The sequence below is a fragment of the Streptomyces sp. NPDC051219 genome, assembly GCF_040682335.1.
Lineage (GTDB): Bacteria > Actinomycetota > Actinomycetes > Streptomycetales > Streptomycetaceae > Streptomyces.
Map to the genome: position 1 here is coordinate 64,356 of NZ_JBFBAS010000017.1, position 14,675 is coordinate 79,030.

A 14,675-nucleotide genomic window follows, 5' to 3' on the forward strand; every position below is an offset into this window, starting at 1 on the left:
AGGTCAGGCGCCGATGAGCTTGGCGAACTTCTCTTCGTACGCCGTCTCTTCCTTGCTGGTGAGGGAGCGGAAGGCGCGTGACTTGGCTGCCATGGCCTTGTCCGGGAGGATCAGCGTGTTCGAGGCGAGATCCGGATCGATCTTCGCGAGTTCGGTGGCGACGCCCTCGACCGGGCAGACGTAGTTGATGTACGCGGCCAACTGCGCGGCGACCGGCAGCTCGTAGTAGTAGTCGATGAGCCGCGTGGCGTTCTGCTTGTGCCGGGCGTTGGCCGGGACCAGCAGGTTGTCGCTGGAGGTGATGTAACCGGCCGCCGGGATCGTGTACTTGATGTCCGGGTTGTCGGCCTGGAGCTGGATGATGTCACCGGCCCAGGCGAGACAGGCGGCGAGGTCGCCCTTGTCGAGGTCGGACGTGTAGTCGTTGCCGGTGAAGCGCCGGATCTGCTTCTTGTCGACGCCCTTCTGCAGCCGGCCGATGGCGGCGTCGTAGTCGGCGTCGGTGAACTTCCCCGGGTCCTTGCCCATGTCGAGGAGGGTCATGCCGACCGAGTCACGCATCTCGGTGAGGAACCCGACGCGGCCCTTGAGGGCGGGGTCGTCCAGCAGCTGCGTGACGGAGTCGACCCTGCGGCCGCCGGTCGCCTTGGAGTTGTAGGCGATGACCGTCGATATACCGGTCCAGGGGTAGGAATAGGCGCGCCCGGGATCCCAGTCGGGACTGCGGAACTGGGCGGACAGACTGGCGTACGCGTGCGGCAGCAGCGACGCGTCGAGCTTCTGCACCCAGCCCAGCCTGATCATCCGGGCGGCCAGCCAGTCGGTGACGCAGATCAGGTCGCGACCGGTGTCCTGGCCTGCGGCGAGCTGCGGCTGGATCTTGCCGAAGAACTCGACGTTGTCGTTGATGTCCTCGGTGTACTTGACCTTGATCCCGGTGCGTTTGGCGAACGCCTCCAGGGTGGGACGGCTCTTCTCGTCCTCACTGACGTCCATGTACTCGGTCCAGTTGGAGAAGCTGATCTGCTTCTCCTTGTCCGAGTGGTCGTCGGAGGCCGCTGATTCGCCCTCCCGCTTGGCGGGCGGGATACCGCAGCCGCTCAGCAGGCCGGCGCCGCCGACCGCGAGCGCGCCGACGCCCGAAGCGCGCAGCAGCGAACGGCGGGAGAGGGCTCCTCGCCCGCTCGTCAGGCTGCGCCGCGCTGCGGCCAGTTGGGCCGCGGAGAGGCTGTCGGGCTCGTACTGCTCCATGCGCTGTTCCCTCTCGGGTGGGATGTGGCTGCTGGTCGGGCGGCTGGGTGCCACGCGGCGGTAGCCGCACTTCGCTACGGTCGGTCCCCGAAGATCGTGCGGTGCCAGTCCTTCCTGACCACCGCGGTGTTGTCGTACATCACATGCTTGACCTGCGTGTACTCCTCGAAGGAATACACCGACATGTCCTTTCCGAACCCACTGGCCTTGTAGCCGCCGTGCGGCATCTCGCTGATGATCGGGATGTGGTCGTTGACCCAGACGCAGCCCGCCTTGATCTCGCGGGTTGCGCGGTTGGCGCGGTAGACGTCGCGGCTCCAGGCGGAGGCGGCGAGGCCGTACGGGGTGTCGTTGGCGAGGCGGATGCCCTCGTCGTCGGAGTCGAAGGGCAGGACCACCAGGACCGGCCCGAAGATCTCGGACTGTACGACCTCACTGTGCTGGGCCGCCCCCGTGATGAGGGTGGGGCGGTAGTAGGCGCCGTCCTTGAGATCCCCGCCCGGGGCTTCGCCACCGGTGACGACGGTGGCGTAGGCACGGGCCCGGTCGACGAATCCGGTGACCCGGTCACGCTGCGCGTGCGACACGAGCGGGCCGAGGTCGGTGGCGGGGTCGAACGGGTCGCCGAGGCGGACCGTCGCCATGAGGTCGGCCACCCCGCTCACGAAGGCGTCGTACAGCGGGCGCTGAACGTACGCGCGGGTAGCGGCGGTACAGTCCTGGCCGCTGTTGATCAGCGAGCCCGCGACCGCCCCGTGCACGGCGGCGTCCAGGTCGGCGTCGTCGAACACCACGAAGGGGGCCTTGCCGCCGAGTTCGAGGTGGAGCCGCTTCACGGTGGAGGTGGCGATCTCCGCGACCCGCTTGCCGACCGGCGTGGAGCCGGTGAAGGACGTCATGGCCACGTCCGGGTGGCCGACGAGGTGCTCGCCCGCGTCGCGACCCGCTCCGGTGACGATGTTGACGACGCCGTCGGGGATGCCCGCGCGCTGGGCGGCCTGCGCGAACATCAGCGAGGTGACGGGCGTCAGCTCGGCGGGCTTGAGGACGACGGTGTTTCCCGCGGCGACGGCCGGCAGGACCTTCCACGCGGCCATCTGCAGGGGGTAGTTCCAGGGGGCGATGGAACCGACGACTCCAATGGGCTCACGGCGGACGTACGAGGTGTGGTCCCCGCTGTACTCGCCTGCCGACTGGCCCTGGAGGTGGCGTGCGGCGCCCGCGAAGAAGGCGGTGTTGTCAACCGTGCCGGGCACGTCGAACTCCGTCGTCAGCTTGATCGGCTTGCCGCACTGGAGCGACTCGGCGTAGGCAAAGTCCTCGGCCTGCTCGGCCAGGACGCCGGCGAAGCGGTGCATGGCGTCCGAGCGCTCACCGGGGGTGCTGCCCGCCCAGCCCGGGAAGGCCTCGCGGGCGGCGGCCACGGCCGCGTCGACCTCGGCGGTGCCGGCCAGCTCGTACGTCAGGACGTTCTCGCCGGTGGCCGGGTTCACGACTGTGTACTCATGTCCCGAAGTGCCGGGCCTGAGCTGCCCGCCGATGTACTGCGCGCCGGCCGCGAAGCGGTCTTGCACCTGGAAGCGGTTGCCCATCACGCTCTCCGTAGCTTCAGCTCGAATTGAGTGCCGATCCTGGCAGAGCGGCTCCTACGCAACAAGGGATTCCGTTGTTGCCTTTTGGTTACGCGACGGATTCGGTCGACCATGTGTCGACCGGACCCGCGAATCCCGTACGAAGTGTCAGTGGCGGCTGCCATGCTCGCGTGCATGGGGAAGATCGATGAACTGATCGAGCAGGTCAGCAGGGGTTCGCGGATCAAGTATCTGCACTTCTGGGGGCACGCGCCGAGGCGCGACGGAGTGATCGGCGCGAGCTGCCTGAGCCAGTGGTGGCAGTCGCCGTTCACCGTCGACCGCGTCGAGTACGCGACGGCCGAGCACTGGATGATGGCGGCCAAGGCCCGGCTTTTCGGGGACGCCGAGGCGGAGCGCAAGGCGGTGGCGGCGGGAAATCCCGCCCTGGCGAAGAAGGCCGGGCGGCTGGTCCGCGGTTTCGACGAGGAGATATGGCAGCGCGAGCGGTTCGCGATCGTGGTCGCCGGCAGTCTGCACAAGTTCGGTCAGCACGCGGACCTGCGGGAATTCCTGCTGGGCACCGGTGACCGGGTGCTCGTCGAGGCCAGTCCGCGGGACCGGGTCTGGGGCATCGGGCTGGCCACGGACGACGAGCGGTCGCAGGATCCCGCGAGCTGGCGCGGACTCAACCTGCTCGGCTTCGCGCTGATGGAAGCGCGCGAGCAGCTGCGGGTTCAGGAGCGGCGGCTCGCGGCGTCGTCGACGACCAGCGAGGTGGAGAAGGGGTCCTCCTCGTAGCTGTCGGAGTCCTCGTCGGTGAAGGAGCCACCCGCGATGACCAGGGCGAACATACCCGCCCCCAGGACGATGCCGACGATACCGAGAATGATCCCGGCGAGCGCCTGGCCGCCATTGGTCGCCTCACCGCGGCTGACCCGGCCCCGCCCGACCATGCCGAAGATGATCGCGACCACACCGAACACGACAGCGATGATCGAGCTGCAGAAGATGCACACCGAGATGATCCCGAGCACCAGCGCGGTGACCCCCATGCCGTTCTGCGGCTGCGGCATCACGCCCCACCCCCCGTGGGCGTATCCGGGGTAGCCCTGGTACCCCGTTCCCGGGTAGTCCGGATACCCCTGGTAGCCCGGGTAGCCCTGGGGTGTGCCGTAGGGAGCGCCGTACGGAGCACCCGGCCCGCCGGCATCCGGGTAGGCCGGATAGCCGTAAGGTCCCGGTGCGGGCTGCCCCGGTCCGTTGGGCCCGATCGGCGGCGGGGGTACGGCGCCCTGGCCGGCTCCCGTGCCGCTGTCCGGGCCGGCGGCGGACATCGCGGTGACCGTGGGCTGGTCGTACACCGGGGGTATCGGCGGCGGCGCGGCCGCCGGGGGCTTGTCGAGCAACGGCTTGTCGAGCGGCACCTTCCGCTCGGGGGGCGCCCAGGGATCCAGCGGCTCGGGTTCGCCCGACGGCGGCCGGGTGTTGTCTGACATGTGCCTCCCCCATCTACGTTCCGTCATGCTAAGGCCTGGCGCCGTACCGGCACCGGCCTGCCTACGATGATCCCCGACGACCGCTTCGCTGGTAGCTCCGGAGGACCCCATGCCCGACCTGCACCCCTTCATCGCGGGACTGCCCAAGGCGGAGCTGCACGTGCACCACGTCGGGTCCGCGTCCCCGCGCATCGTCTCCGAACTGTCCGCCCGGCACCCCGACTCCAAGGTCCCCACCGACCCGGAGGCGCTGGCCGACTACTTCACCTTCACCGACTTCGCTCACTTCATCGAGGTCTACCTCTCCGTGGTGGACCTCATCCGCGATCCCGAGGACGTCCGGCTGCTGACCTTCGAGGTCGGCCGGGACATGGCCCGGCAGAACATCCGCTATGCCGAGCTGACCATCACCCCGTACAGCTCGACCCGCCGCGGCATCGACGAGCAGACCTTCATGGACGCCATCGAGGACGCGCGCAAGGCTGCCGAGGCCGAGCTCGGCGTCGTCCTGCGCTGGTGCTTCGACATCCCGGGCGAGGCCGGTCTGGAAGCGGCCGAGGAGACGGCCCGGCTCGCGGTGGACCTGCGACCGGACGGGCTGGTCTCCTTCGGGCTCGGCGGGCCCGAAATCGGTGTGCCACGCCCGCAGTTCAAGCCGTACTTCGACCGTGCGATCGCCGCCGGGCTGCACAGCGTCCCGCACGCGGGCGAGACAACGGGGCCGCAGACCATCTGGGACGCGCTCGTCGACCTGCGCGCCGAGCGCATCGGCCACGGAACCAGCGCGACGCAGGACCCCAAGCTGCTCGCCCACCTTGCCGAGCAGCGCATCGCTCTGGAGGTCTGTCCCACCTCGAACCTCGCGACCCGCGCGGTCACCGACCTCAACGCGCACCCGGTCAAGGAGATGGTCGAGGCAGGCGTGCTGGTCACCATCAACAGTGACGACCCGCCGATGTTCGGCACCGACCTGAACAACGAGTACGCGGTCGCGGCCCGGCTGCTCGGCCTGGACGAGCGGGGTCTGGCGCAGCTCGCGAAGAACGCCGTCGAGGCCTCCTTCATGGACCCGGCGGGCAAGGCGAAGCTGTCCGAGGAGATCGACACGTACACGACCACCTGGCTCGCTGGGTAGGGGGCGCCTCATGCGCACCGTCACCGCCGTGGCCCACCGCGGCGACCCGTACCGCGTCAGGGAGAACACCCTGCCGTCGCTCCGCTCCGCGCTGGCGCGGGGCGCCGACGCGGTCGAGATCGACGTGCGGGTGACGTGGGACGGCATTCCCGTACTGGTGCACGACGAGTCGCTCAAACGCCTGTGGGGCCATGACCGGCTGCTGACGCAACTGCACGCCCACGAGGTGCACACGCTCTCGGCCGGCGAAATGCCGACCCTGAGCGATGCGCTGGCCGCGACCGGGACGGCCCGCGTCATGATCGACCTTCCGGGCGCCTCCGAGGCCGCGGTGCGGACTGTGGTCGGGGTGGTGCGCGAGTGCGGGGCGCGGGACCGCGCGTACTACTGCGCGGGCCCGGCCACCATGCTGAGGGTCCGCGCCGCCGATCCGGGCGCCCAGATCGCCATGACCTGGACATCGCTGTGCCCGCCCCGCCCCGTCCTGGTCGACGCGGTGGCTCCGCGCTGGCTCAACTACCGCTTCGGCCTGGTGAGCCGGGAGCTGACCGACCGCGTCCACGCGGACGGCATGCTGGTCTCCGCCTGGACCGCCGACACCAAGCACACCATGCGCCGGCTGGTGGACCTGGGCGTCGACTCGATCACCACCAACCGTATCGACGCGCTGCGCGCCGTCCTCAGGGGCGGCTGACGGGGGCCGCTCTCCGAATGGCGTACCGCATCGCCGTACTCCTCTGCCTGAGTTGGTACGGAAGCGAGACCGGGAACCCCAGGAACACCAGGAACCGCGAAGCGCAAAGCCGCCGGGCGGCGCGGCTCCTCAGAGTCCCACGATCGCGTTCCACTCCTTGGCAAACGTCTGCCTCTCCTGCGACGTGATGTCCCGCGCGATCGCGAGGCCATCTCCTGCACCCAGTCCAGCCGTACGAAGCGGGCGGCCATCCAGTCGCTGACGACGATCACGTCCCGGCCGGTCTCCTGGTGGTTCATCAGCGCGGGACTGATCTTCCCGAAGAACTCGTCGTTGTCGTTGATCTCCTCGGTGTAGCGGACGGAGATCCCGGTGCGCTCACTGAAGGCGTCGAGCGTCGGCCGCCGGGTGGCGTCATCGTCACCGGTGTCGATGTACAGCGGCCAGTTGGCGAAGTCCAGGCTCTTGTCCCGGCCCGAACGGTCCACCGCCCCGCGGTCGCCGTGTTCGACGTACGCCGCCGGGACACCGCAGCCTGTCAGCGCCGCCACCACCGCGCCTCCGCCGAATCCGCGGAGCAACGCACGTCGGGAGAAACCGAGTTCAGCCATGCTCCCACCCTCGGTCCACGCCAACGGGGCGGGCAATAGACACAGTGTCTACTGCCCGCCCCGCAGAAGGGATCAGTGCGCCGAGCGGTGTCAGCTGTTGAGCGAGGTCATCACGTGCTTGATGCGCGTGTAGTCCTCGAAGCCGTACGCCGAGAGGTCCTTGCCGTAGCCGGACTTCTTGTAGCCGCCGTGCGGCATCTCCGCGACGAGCGGGATGTGGGTGTTGATCCACACACAGCCGAAGTCGAGGTTCTTGGACATGCGCATCGCGCGCCCGTGGTCCTTGGTCCACACCGAGGAGGCGAGGGCGTACTCGACGCCGTTCGCCCACTCCAGGGCCTGCGCCTCGTCCGAGAAGGACTGGACGGTGATGACCGGGCCGAAGACCTCGTTCTGGATGATCTCGTCGTCCTGCTTGAGGCCGGAGACGACGGTCGGGGCGTAGAAGTAGCCCTTGTCGCCGACCTGGTGGCCGCCCGCCTCGACCTTGGCATGAGCCGGCAGCCGCTCGATGAAGCCGCTGACCTGCTTCAGCTGGTTGGCGTTGTTGAGCGGGCCGTACAGCACGTCCTCATCGTCCGGCTGACCCGTCTTGGTGTCGGCGGCGGCCTTCGCCAGCGCCGACACGAACTCGTCGTGGATCGAGGCCTGGACGAGAACTCGCGTCGCGGCCGTACAGTCCTGGCCGGCGTTGAAGAAGCCCGCCACCGTGATGTCCTCGACGGCCTTGGCGATGTCGGTGTCCTCGAAGACGACGACCGGCGCCTTGCCGCCCAGCTCCAGGTGGACCCGCTTGACGTCCTTGGCCGCGCTCTCGGCGACCTGCATGCCGGCCCGCACGGAACCGGTGATGGAGGCCATCGCCGGTACCGGGTGCTCGACCATCGCCCTGCCCGTGTCGCGGTCGCCGCACAGGACGTTGAAGACGCCCTTCGGCAGGATCGAGTCCATGATCTCGGCGATCAGGACGGTCGACGCGGGGGTGGTGTCGGACGGCTTGATCACCACCGTGTTGCCCGCGGCGAGCGCCGGGGCGAACTTCCACACGGCCATCATCATCGGGTAGTTCCACGGCGCGACCTGCGCGCAGACACCGACCGGCTCGCGCCGGACGATCGAGGTCATGCCCTCCATGTACTCGCCGGCCGAGCGGCCCTCGAGCATCCGGGCCGCGCCCGCGAAGAAGCGGATCTGGTCGACCATGGGCGGGATCTCTTCGCTCGCGGTGAGGGCGAGCGGCTTGCCGGTGTTCTCCGACTCGGCGGCGATCAGCTCGTCCGCGCGTGCCTCGAAGGCGTCGGCGATCTTCAGCAGTGCTTTCTGCCGTTCGGCGGGCGTCGTGTCGCGCCAGGCCGGGAACGCGGCCGCGGCCGCGTCCATGGCGGCGTCGACGTCAGCCTGTCCGGAGAGCGGCGACGTGGCGTACACCTCGCCGGTGGCCGGGTTGACCACGTCGATGGTCCGGCCGTCGGCGGCGTCCCGGAACTCCCCGTTGATGTAGTTGCGCAGACGGCGCAGCTCGGTGGTCACTGCCACCCCTCCTGTCAGATGTCCGATGGGTGAGACATCCACCCTAGTCGCTTCGGTGACGCTTTCGACATACCCAGCAGCAACGAACTACGGATTCGGTGATATTCGAAGCCGCGAACAACGAATTTCAATGGTTATGGCTTGCGGAACCGACGAGTCCTCGTGCACAGTGAGGTCGTGGTCAGTCGAAGCGCAGATTCCAGGAACAGGTCCGGCTCCCCGTCGATCGATGCTGTCTCCCTGGCGATCATCGAGCAACTGCAGGAGGACGGACGCCGTCCCTACGCCGCCATCGGCAAGGCCGTCGGCCTCTCCGAGGCGGCGGTACGCCAGCGCGTACAGAAGCTGCTCGACCAGGGCGTCATGCAGATCGTCGCCGTCACCGACCCGCTCACCGTTGGTTTCCGGCGGCAGGCGATGGTCGGCATCAACGTCGAGGGCGATCTGGACTCCGTGGCGGACGCGCTGACGGCCATGGCCGAGTGCGAGTACGTGGTGATGACCGCGGGCTCGTTCGACCTCATGGTGGAGATCGTCTGCGAGGACGACGACCACCTGCTCGAAGTGATCAACAAAAGGATCCGCTCGCTCCCCGGCGTGCGTTCCACCGAGAGCTTCGTCTACCTGAAGCTGAAGAAGCAGACCTATATGTGGGGAACCCGATAGCCGTGAGCAAGGACCTCTCCAAGACCGCGTACGACCACCTGTGGATGCACTTCACCCGCATGTCGTCGTACGAGAACGCACCCGTGCCCACCATCGTGCGTGGCGAGGGCACCTACATCTACGACGACAAGGGCAAGCGCTACCTCGACGGTCTCTCCGGCCTGTTCGTGGTCAACGCCGGCCACGGCCGCCACGAGCTCGCCGAGGCCGCCTACAAGCAGGCCCAGGAACTCGCCTTCTTCCCGGTGTGGTCCTACGCCCACCCCAAGGCGGTCGAGCTGGCCGAGCGTCTCGCGCAGCACGCCCCGGGCGACCTGAACAAGGTCTTCTTCACCACGGGTGGCGGCGAAGCCGTCGAGACCGCCTGGAAGCTTGCCAAGCAGTACTTCAAGCTCCAGGGCAAGCACACCAAGTACAAGGTCATCTCACGCGCGGTCGCCTACCACGGCACCCCGCAGGGCGCCCTGTCCATCACCGGTCTGCCGGCCCTCAAGGCCCCCTTCGAGCCGCTGGTCCCCGGCGCGCACAAGGTCCCGAACACCAACATCTACCGGGCGCCGATCCACGGCGACGACCCCGAGGCCTTCGGCCGTTGGGCCGCCGACCAGATCGAGCAGCAGATCCTCTTCGAAGGCCCGGACACGGTCGCGGCCGTCTTCCTCGAGCCGGTGCAGAACGCCGGCGGCTGCTTCCCGCCGCCGCCCGGGTACTTCCAGCGGGTCCGTGAGATCTGCGACCAGTACGACGTGCTGCTCGTCTCGGACGAGGTCATCTGCGCCTTCGGCCGTCTCGGCACGATGTTCGCGTGCGACAAGTTCGGCTACGTACCGGACATGATCACCTGCGCCAAGGGCATGACGTCGGGCTACTCCCCGATCGGTGCCTGCATCATCTCGGACCGTCTCGCCGAGCCGTTCTACCAGGGCGAGAACACCTTCCTGCACGGCTACACCTTCGGCGGCCACCCGGTCTCCGCGGCGGTCGGCCTGGCCAACCTCGACATCTTCGAGAAGGAAGGCCTCAACCAGCACGTGCTGGACAACGAGGGTGCCTTCCTCTCCACGCTGCAGAAACTGCACGACCTGCCGATCGTCGGCGACGTCCGCGGAAACGGCTTCTTCTACGGCATCGAGCTGGTGAAGGACAAGGCCACCAAGGAGACCTTCACCGACGAGGAGACCGAGCGCGTCCTCTACGGCTTCCTCTCGAAGGCGCTGTACGACGCCGGTCTGTACTGCCGGGCCGACGACCGCGGCGACCCGGTCGTCCAGCTGGCCCCGCCGCTGATCTCCAACCAGGACACCTTCGACGAGATCGAGGGCATCCTGCGCGGCGTCCTCACGGAGGCCTGGACGAAGCTCTAGCAGCCAGACGCCAAGCGGCACCCGGCAGAGACCCCGGCGGCAACCCTCACCGCCGCCGGACCACACGGCCCGGATGCGCCCGTTCGAGTGAGAACGAGCGCGTCCGGGCCGTGTGCTGTCCGCACTCCGCAGGTTCGGATCCTTACGGTGCCTTCACGGCCCAGTGACCGACCGGCTTCGGCATCGTTCCCTCGTACGGGGGAACCGGGCAGACAGCCCGCATGCGAAGTCTCATCCGAACCGAGGTGTACGCCATGGTGGCCCCGCCTGACAACGATGTGCTCTGGGCACGCTCCCTGCACTACTCCTACAGCGGCTCGCCCGCGCTCACCGGCGTATCGCTCGGTGTCCGCGAGGGCGAGATCCTCGCCGTGAACGGACCACGCGGCTGCGGCAAGACCACCCTTCTGCGGTGCCTCTCCGGGCAGCTCGTGCCCCACGAGGGCGAGGTGTGGTTCAACAGCGCGCCCGTCCACACCATGGGTCCGCTGCTCCGGGAGCGGCTGCGCAGGGAGCGCTTCGGCTGGATCGGTCCGGAGCCCCAGCTCGTTCCGGAGCTCGCCCTCTGGGAGAACGCGGCCCTCCCGCTGCTCCTGCGCGGTGCTTCACGACGGGCCGCCAGGACCTCGGCGACGGAATGGCTGGAACGCCTCGACATCGGGGGGGAGTCCGCCCGCAAACGCCCGCACGAGGTCCCGCAGGCGCAGCGCCAGCGCGTGTCCCTCGCCCGCGCCCTGGTCACCATGCCGGCAGTGCTCTTCGCCGACGAGCCCACCGCGCCGCTGCACCGCACCGACAGCGCGCACGTGCTGCGGACCCTGACCACCGCCGCACGCTCCCACGGCCTCACCGTGCTCCTCGCCACGCATGACGCGGAGGTGGCGGGGCTCGCCGACCGGGCGGTGTCGCTGCTCGACGGGCGCCGCGTCGGCACCGGCCTGTCCACCGAGCCGGAAGGCCGTACCGCGTGCTCGCTCTCCGCCTAGCGCGTGGCTCACACCCCCTGGCCCAGCTGCGCCGGCTGATGGTGGCCGCCGCCTCGGCGGGGGTCGGCTTCCTGCTCCTGTGCACTCTGGGGAACGCGATGGCCCAGCCCGAGGGCTCTCTGGTGCGCCTGCTCTGGTGCATTGTCCCGCTGGCCGCGACCGTGCACCTCGCCGTGGCCGTCGCCCGTACGGATCCCAGTACGCGCCCCCGGCCCGGTCTCTCCGCCATCGGTCTCGGCCCGGCCAGGCTCAGCGCGGTCGCCGCCGCCTCGACCGCCGTGTCCTGCACGCTCGGCAGCATGGTGGCCCTGCTCCTCTTCCTTCACCTGCGCGGCGACCTCACCGGACTGCCCTTCGACGGCGCGGCCGCCGAACTGCTGGCGGCGGACCGCCCGCTGCCGCTCGCCGGAGCGCTGACGCTGCTGAGCCTGGTTCCACTGTGCGCGGCGACGGCCAGCGCCCTCGCGCTGCGCCCGCGCCGCGTCCCCCCGGCCGAGTCGGAGGCCGAGACCGTCACACGGCAACCGGACGGGCTGCCCTGGGGCATGGCGCTGGTCGCGGCGGGCCTGGCGGTGGAGGCGTACGCGAGCCGGGGCGGGACCGGCGCGGCGGTCGCCCTGCCGGGCCGGCCGGACGCCGGCCCGACGGGGGTCCTGGCGGGCTGGGCGCTCACGGCGCTCGGGCTGGCCCTGGCCGGCCCCGGCCTGACCTACTTCTGCGGCCGTCTGCTGCAGTCCGCCCGGCCGGGCGCGATGCGCCTGCTCGCGGGACGCGCGCTCCAGCAGGAGGCCGGCCGCATCGGCCGCCCCCTCGGGGTGCTGTGCACGGCCCTGTCCGGCGCGCTCGCCCTGGCCACCCTGTACGACGCCGGCTCGGGCGCCGACGTCCTCGGGCCGCTCACCGGCCTCGGCGTGGCCCTGGTCATGGGCTGCGCCACGGCGACACTGCTGACGGCGACCGTGGAGGCGAGGCATGCCCGTACCGAGACTACGGAAACGCTGCTGCGGCTGGGCACCCCAGTGAAACTCCTCCGCGGAGCGGCCGTGCTCCGAGCGGCAGCCCTGCTGGCTGTCTTCGCCCCGGTGACCTGGTCGATCGCCCACCTGGCAGCCCTTCCGCTGACCACTTGAGGCCCTCCCCCGGGCCCGGGCCGGGCGGTGGGGGCGGATCGCCGCACGGTTATCGTGGCGGCGTGGCTTCCGAAGACTTCGAAATCGAGACCCTGGCCGAGTTCGACCGGGTAGTCGCCCGCGGCTCGCTCAGCGGATACCGCATCCAGTCCGTCGACCTGAGCGGGCGCACGTTGCCCCTCCTGTCCGCGGACACCATGAACGCCGTCTTTCTCGGCTGCCCCATGGAGCCCGACGCCCTCGCCAAGGTGCGCGCGGACGGCGCGCTGGTCTTCCCGCCTCTCCCGGATCTGCCGTTCAATCCCTACCGCGGGCTGCTCTACACCGCGGACGAGCTGTTCGCCGGTCTCGGAACCGGCTACGAGAACACCCCCGACGCCCACGCCTACGCCTGGTTCCAGCAGGCCAAGGCGGACGGCGACATCTTCTCCTCGATGCTGCGGACCATCCACGACGACGCGATCTCCGACGCCCTCGACGAGCGCCTCCTCGACGCCCGCGTGGTGGGCGTGATGGGCGGGCACGCCATGGCACGCGGAACCGACGAGTACGCCGGGGCCGCCCGTCTCGCCCGCGAGCTGGGCCGCCGCGGCCTGACGATAGCCACCGGCGGAGGCCCGGGCGCGATGGAGGCGGCGAACCTCGGCGCGTACACCGCGCCGTTCGAGGACGAGGTGCTGGCCGAGGCGCTGGAGCTGCTCGCCAAGGCGCCGTCCTTCGTCCCGTCCGTCACCGACTGGGCGCAGGCCGCCTTCGAGGTACGCACGCGCTGGCCGCGCGGCGGCGATTCCATTGGAATCCCCACCTGGTTCTACGGGCACGAGCCGCCGAACGCCTTCGCCGGCCACATCGCCAAATACTTCGCGAACGCCACCCGCGAGGACGGCCTGCTGGCCCGCTGCACCGCCGGCGTGATCTTCCTGCCGGGTGCGGCCGGCACGGTGCAGGAGATATTCGACAACGCCACGCCGAACTACTACGAGTCGCGCGGCGAACCGACCCCGATGGTGCTGGTCAATCGCGCCCACTGGACGGAGCGGCTGCCCGCCTGGCCGCTGCTGCAGTCTCTGGCGAAGGAACGCCCGATGGCGTCGCGGATCGCCCTGGTCGACAGCGTCGCGGAAGTACCGGACGCCCTCGCGGAGCTGTCCGCTCAGCGGCAGAAGCAACTTCCGCACCGAAACGCACGTCTGGCAGTCGGAGCGGGCCCCACCCGCCCCGCCTGACCGCACGTGAACGGAGCTTTCGGTGCTCATCGGCCTTCTGACCGCTGTCGCGGCCTCGATCTGTTACGGCACGGGCTCCGTGCTGCAAGCCGTGGGCTCCCGCAAGTCCGCCCGGCGGGAGGCGGCGGCCGACGGGCTGACACAGCACGGCGGACCCAACCTGTCCTCCACCGCCAAGGCGGTGATGACCTGGGAGTTCATCGTCGGCACCATTCTGGACTTCGTCGGCTTCGGCCTCGGCGCACTGGCCGCCCGGATGCTGCCGCTGTTCCTCTCCCAGACGGTCATCAGCGCCAATCTGGTGATCACGGCAGTGCTGAGCGTCAAGCTGCTCGGGATCACTCTGACCCGCAGGGAGTGGACCTCCATCGGCGTCGTCTGCTCGGCTCTGGTGCTGCTGGCCACGGCGGCCGGCCCGGAAGGCAGTGGCCACACCCCCCTCTCCACCCACTGGTGGCTGCTGGCGGTCTCGGTGCTGCTGATGGCCGGCGGCACGGTGCTCGTACGGCTCCTCGGCGGACGCGCCGCGATCTTCGCCGGACTCCTCTCCGGCCTCGGGTTCGGCGCGCTCGGAGTGGGCGTCCGCATCCTGAACGGCATCGATCCGTACGACCTCGGCGCCCTCCTCTCGGACCCCGCCCTCTACGCGATCCTTGTGGCCGGCACCGGCGGTATGTACCTGCACACGGTCGCGCTGCAGATCGGCTCCGTGAACGGGGCCACGGCGGCGCTGGTGGTCGGCGAGACCGTACTGCCCGGCATGGTCGGCGTCTGGTGGCTGGGCGACGCCTCTCGACCCGGCTTCGCCTGGCCGGCGGTCGCCGGGTTCGCCCTGGCCGTCGCGGGGGCGGTGGCGGTGGCGTGGTTCGGTGCACCCGAGGGCGGCGAGACCGTACCGGACAAGGCGGCGCCCCGGCCGGAGCCGCACGAGTTGCTCACCCGCTGAGCGACGGACCCACGGCGACCGCCGAAAGCCGGGGACCTCGACAACCCACTGAGCGGGACCGCGCCC

Annotated in this window: 13 protein-coding genes and 1 pseudogene; 9 read left to right on the forward strand and 5 right to left on the reverse strand. The window is 69.8% G+C overall.

Annotation, left to right across the window (positions count from 1 at the left end; all coding sequences use genetic code 11):
- Positions 1 to 3 precede the first annotated feature (3 nt).
- Positions 4 to 1,251 carry a spermidine/putrescine ABC transporter substrate-binding protein gene (locus AB0M62_RS20425; protein WP_366075665.1) on the reverse strand — a complete coding sequence of 416 codons (1,248 nt, stop codon included), beginning with the start codon at positions 1,249 to 1,251 and terminating at the stop codon, positions 4 to 6.
- A 74-nt stretch (positions 1,252 to 1,325) separates the two neighbouring features.
- The gene (locus tag AB0M62_RS20430) at positions 1,326 to 2,843 is read right to left on the reverse strand and encodes a gamma-aminobutyraldehyde dehydrogenase (protein ID WP_366075666.1); all 1,518 of its coding nucleotides are present in this window, start codon (positions 2,841 to 2,843) and stop codon (positions 1,326 to 1,328) included.
- Between the two features lie 174 nt (positions 2,844 to 3,017).
- On the opposite strand from AB0M62_RS20430, the gene AB0M62_RS20435 reads away from it, so the two are divergent.
- A complete protein-coding gene (locus AB0M62_RS20435) occupies positions 3,018 to 3,623 on the forward strand; it encodes an NADAR family protein (protein ID WP_366075667.1) in 606 nt (201 codons plus the stop codon).
- Here the strand turns inward: AB0M62_RS20435 and AB0M62_RS20440 are convergent.
- Positions 3,560 to 4,321: a DUF4190 domain-containing protein gene (locus AB0M62_RS20440; RefSeq protein WP_366075668.1), complete on the reverse strand. Its 762-nt coding sequence runs from the start codon at positions 4,319 to 4,321 to the stop codon at positions 3,560 to 3,562. The two genes, AB0M62_RS20435 and AB0M62_RS20440, sit on opposite strands and share 64 nt — an antisense overlap.
- Positions 4,322 to 4,430: 109 nt before the next feature.
- On the opposite strand from AB0M62_RS20440, the gene AB0M62_RS20445 reads away from it, so the two are divergent.
- A complete protein-coding gene (locus AB0M62_RS20445; protein WP_366075669.1) occupies positions 4,431 to 5,456 on the forward strand; it encodes an adenosine deaminase in 1,026 nt (341 codons plus the stop codon).
- A 10-nt stretch (positions 5,457 to 5,466) separates the two neighbouring features.
- The gene (locus AB0M62_RS20450; protein ID WP_366075670.1) at positions 5,467 to 6,150 is read left to right on the forward strand and encodes a glycerophosphodiester phosphodiesterase; all 684 of its coding nucleotides are present in this window, start codon (positions 5,467 to 5,469) and stop codon (positions 6,148 to 6,150) included.
- Between the two features lie 62 nt (positions 6,151 to 6,212).
- Here AB0M62_RS20450 and AB0M62_RS20455 read toward each other — a convergent pair.
- Both AB0M62_RS20455 and AB0M62_RS20460 read right to left on the reverse strand, forming a co-directional pair.
- Positions 6,213 to 6,761 (reverse strand): annotated as a pseudogene (locus AB0M62_RS20455) (spermidine/putrescine ABC transporter substrate-binding protein); the annotation flags it as partial.
- Positions 6,762 to 6,851: 90 nt separating this feature from the next.
- Complete coding sequence (locus tag AB0M62_RS20460) at positions 6,852 to 8,291, reverse strand: gamma-aminobutyraldehyde dehydrogenase (RefSeq protein ID WP_366075671.1); 1,440 nt, start codon at positions 8,289 to 8,291, stop codon at positions 6,852 to 6,854.
- A 162-nt stretch (positions 8,292 to 8,453) separates the two neighbouring features.
- Here AB0M62_RS20460 and AB0M62_RS20465 point away from each other — a divergent pair, with 162 nt between their 5' ends.
- The 6 genes from AB0M62_RS20465 (at position 8,454) to AB0M62_RS20490 (ending at position 14,609) form a co-directional block, all read left to right on the forward strand.
- Positions 8,454 to 8,957 (forward strand): Lrp/AsnC family transcriptional regulator, encoded by a 504-nt coding sequence (locus AB0M62_RS20465; protein ID WP_366075749.1) that lies wholly within the window; start codon positions 8,454 to 8,456, stop codon positions 8,955 to 8,957.
- Entirely contained in the window at positions 8,942 to 10,321 is a 1,380-nt protein-coding gene (locus AB0M62_RS20470) for an aspartate aminotransferase family protein (RefSeq protein WP_366075672.1), read from the forward strand. Before AB0M62_RS20465 ends, AB0M62_RS20470 begins: the two co-directional genes overlap by 16 nt.
- Positions 10,322 to 10,575: 254 nt before the next feature.
- Complete coding sequence (locus AB0M62_RS20475) at positions 10,576 to 11,307, forward strand: ATP-binding cassette domain-containing protein (RefSeq protein WP_366075673.1); 732 nt, start codon at positions 10,576 to 10,578, stop codon at positions 11,305 to 11,307.
- Positions 11,289 to 12,437 (forward strand): hypothetical protein, encoded by a 1,149-nt coding sequence (locus AB0M62_RS20480; RefSeq protein ID WP_366075674.1) that lies wholly within the window; start codon positions 11,289 to 11,291, stop codon positions 12,435 to 12,437. The genes AB0M62_RS20475 and AB0M62_RS20480 overlap by 19 nt, the downstream gene beginning before the upstream one ends.
- Positions 12,438 to 12,499: 62 nt before the next feature.
- Positions 12,500 to 13,663 (forward strand): Rossmann fold nucleotide-binding protein, encoded by a 1,164-nt coding sequence (locus AB0M62_RS20485; protein ID WP_366075675.1) that lies wholly within the window; start codon positions 12,500 to 12,502, stop codon positions 13,661 to 13,663.
- Positions 13,664 to 13,685: 22 nt separating this feature from the next.
- Entirely contained in the window at positions 13,686 to 14,609 is a 924-nt protein-coding gene (locus tag AB0M62_RS20490) for a hypothetical protein (RefSeq protein WP_366075677.1), read from the forward strand.
- Positions 14,610 to 14,675 lie beyond the last annotated feature (66 nt).

Excerpts from the sequence above, each read along its gene's own strand:
- AB0M62_RS20425 (WP_366075665.1), bottom strand. The coding sequence starts at position 1,251 with ATGGAGCAGTACGAGCCCGACAGCCTCTCCGCGGCCCAACTGGCCGCA.
- AB0M62_RS20430 (WP_366075666.1), bottom strand. The coding sequence starts at position 2,843 with ATGGGCAACCGCTTCCAGGTGCAAGACCGCTTCGCGGCCGGCGCGCAG.
- AB0M62_RS20435 (WP_366075667.1), top strand. The coding sequence starts at position 3,018 with ATGGGGAAGATCGATGAACTGATCGAGCAGGTCAGCAGGGGTTCGCGG.
- AB0M62_RS20440 (WP_366075668.1), bottom strand. The coding sequence starts at position 4,321 with ATGTCAGACAACACCCGGCCGCCGTCGGGCGAACCCGAGCCGCTGGAT.
- AB0M62_RS20445 (WP_366075669.1), top strand. The coding sequence starts at position 4,431 with ATGCCCGACCTGCACCCCTTCATCGCGGGACTGCCCAAGGCGGAGCTG.
- AB0M62_RS20450 (WP_366075670.1), top strand. The coding sequence starts at position 5,467 with ATGCGCACCGTCACCGCCGTGGCCCACCGCGGCGACCCGTACCGCGTC.
- AB0M62_RS20475 (WP_366075673.1), top strand. The coding sequence starts at position 10,576 with ATGGTGGCCCCGCCTGACAACGATGTGCTCTGGGCACGCTCCCTGCAC.